The organism is Acidobacteriota bacterium (genome assembly GCA_020845575.1).
Lineage (GTDB): Bacteria > Acidobacteriota > Vicinamibacteria > Vicinamibacterales > Vicinamibacteraceae > Luteitalea.
Genome location: JADLFL010000056.1, coordinates 1 through 2,520 on the forward strand (window position 1 = coordinate 1; position 2,520 = coordinate 2,520).

The following is a 2,520-nucleotide window of genomic DNA, read 5'->3' on the forward strand; positions in this document are numbered from 1 at the left end:
CGCCGCCGCACGCGTTGCGGTACGGCATCAGCGACCAGGAGGCGGCGGACGTAGGCCTGATGTGCGGAGGCACGGTCGAGGTCTTCCTCCACGAGCTCACTGAGGAGCACCGCGACGTCCTGACCGCCGTTCGCGACGCGCGAGACGACGGCCGACCAGTAGTGCTTGCGACGCTCCTCGATGGCGACCACGCCGGGAGTAGCATGGCCGTACTCGAGGACTCCACAGTCGGGACGCTCGACGGTCCGCAGTTGCTCGACGCTGCGGTGACGCGGGACGCCCGAGGTTTCCTTGCCGAGGGACGCAGCGCCATTCGGCGCTACAGCGCACGCGGCGAGGTCATGGGCTCCGATTTACGCGTGCACATCCAGGCGTTCGCCACGCCACCCCAGATGCTGATCTTCGGAGCGATCGACTTCTCGGCGGCGCTTGCTCCACTCGCCGCCGGGATCGGCTACCAGGTGACGATCTGCGATGCGCGCGCCGCCTTCGCGAGCAGCCCGCGGTTCTCCCGACACGCCGACGTGGTGATCGACTGGCCGGACCGTCACCTCGCTCAGCGAACGCTTGGCCCGCGCGACGTGATCCTCGTGTTCACGCACGATCCCAAGTTCGACGAGCCGGCCCTCACGGCAGCGCTCGAGAGCGAAGCCGGGTACATCGGCGCGCTCGGCAGCCGGCGTACCCACACGGATCGTGTCGCTCGGCTGCGGGCTGCCGGCACGGACGAGCCCGCCCTCGGGCGCATCAATTCTCCCTGCGGGCTCGACGTCGGCGCTCGGACGCCGTCAGAGACGGCGATCGCGATCCTGGCCGAGATCCTCGCGCTCCGCGCCGGTCGCGACGGCGGGCGCCTCAAGCACGGCACCGCGCCGATCCATCCGCGCACCGCGGACGTCGCGTGAGCACCACACGCGCCACGACGGGTTCCGCCGCGGCGCCGACCAGAGGTGCGTACCGCCGCGCCGAGTCGGCGTTCCGGCAGTGGGTTCGCCGGGACGGCTCCACGCCGTTCACGCCGGATGCGGGCCGCTACCACCTCTACCTCGCGCGTGCCTGCCCCTGGTCGCATCGCATCGCGATCGTGCGAGAGCTCGAAGGACTCACGAACGTCATCTCGGCCAGCTGGGCCGCGCCGTTCCGCGACGAGCGCGGCTGGGGGTTCCCGGGTGGAGCGCACGGCGACGACGCGAACGGCTTCACCTTCCTCGTGGAGGCGTACCGTGCCACCTTGCCCTCGTACCAGGGTCGTCCGACGCTGCCGGTGCTGTGGGATCTTCAGACCGGCACGATCGTCAGCAACGAGTCCGGCGACATCATGAGGATGCTCGATGCTGAGTTCGACGGACTTGGCGACCACCCGGGACCGGACCTGTATCCAATCCCGCTCCGCTCGGAGATCGATCGCATCAACGCGTGGGCCTACGACGGCGTCCAGAACGGTGTCTACGGATGTGGCTTCGCGACGACGCAAGAGGCATACGATGCAGCGTTCGCGCAGCTCTTCGAGGCCTTCGGCGCACTTGATACCGTGCTGGCCGAGCGGCGGTACCTCGCGGGCGACGTCATCACCGAGGCCGACTGGCGGCTGTTCCCGACGCTCGTCCGCTTCGATCCCGTCTACCACACCCACTTCCGCTGCAACGGGCGTCGACTGATCGACCATCCACACGCGTGGGCCTATGCGCGCGAGCTCTACCAGGTCCCTGGCATCGCGGAAACCGTTGATCTGGACGAGATCAAGGCGCACTACTACACGACGCACGACGACCTGAATCCCAAGCGCATCGTGCCCGGCGGGCCGATCGATGCCGATTGGTTGCTGCCGCACGGGCGCGACGCCACCTATCGCGCTCATGAGGTGTAGTCGCCTCGTTGACGGCCACGGCCGGGTCATCGGCGACCTGCGCGTCTCGGTCACCGACCGCTGCAACTTCCGCTGCCAGTACTGCATGTCGGCGAAGGGCCTGCCCTGGCTGCAGCGTGCCGAGGTCCTGACGTTCGAGGAGATCGAGCGCGTCGTGCGGCTCGTCAGCTCGATGGGCGTGCGCGCCGTGCGGCTGACCGGCGGCGAGCCGCTCGTGCGCCGCGAGTTCCCACGCCTGGCGTCCATGCTGGCGCCGCCGGTCGACGACCTCGCGGTGACGACGAACGGTTTCCTGCTCGAGCGCGACGCCGCGGCCCTCGTCGAGGCGGGGATCACGCGTTTCAACGTCTCGATCGACTCGCTGCAGCGCGACCGCTTCTTCGAGATGGCGCGCCGCGACGCCCTGGACCGAGTGCTCCGTGGCCTGGAGATCCTCGCGCAGTTCCCCGAGGCCCACCCCGATCAAGATCAACGCCGTCGGGAGGCGCGGGTTCACCGAGCAGGAGATCCTGCCGTTCGCCGCGTTCGCACGCACGCATCCGTACGAGGTGCGCTTCATCGAGTTCATGCCGCTCGACGCCGACGCCGCCTGGCAAAACGACCGCGTCATCCCCGGCGACGAGATTCTGGCCCGCTTGACCGACGGCATTGGC

The 2,520-nt window shown here is 69.1% G+C and carries 3 protein-coding genes; all 3 read left to right on the forward strand.

Going from position 1 to position 2,520, the window contains the following annotated elements:
- Positions 1-905 (forward strand): XdhC family protein (locus IT182_16460; protein MCC6164943.1); only part of this gene is annotated, 905 nt, incomplete at its 5' end.
- Positions 902-1,867, forward strand: coding sequence for a glutathione S-transferase C-terminal domain-containing protein (locus IT182_16465; GenBank protein ID MCC6164944.1), 966 nt, complete (start codon positions 902-904; stop codon positions 1,865-1,867). The genes IT182_16460 and IT182_16465, both read left to right, overlap by 4 nt.
- The coding region (locus tag IT182_16470; protein ID MCC6164945.1) for a radical SAM protein at positions 1,857-2,520 on the forward strand (664 nt) is incomplete at its 3' end. The genes IT182_16465 and IT182_16470, both read left to right, overlap by 11 nt.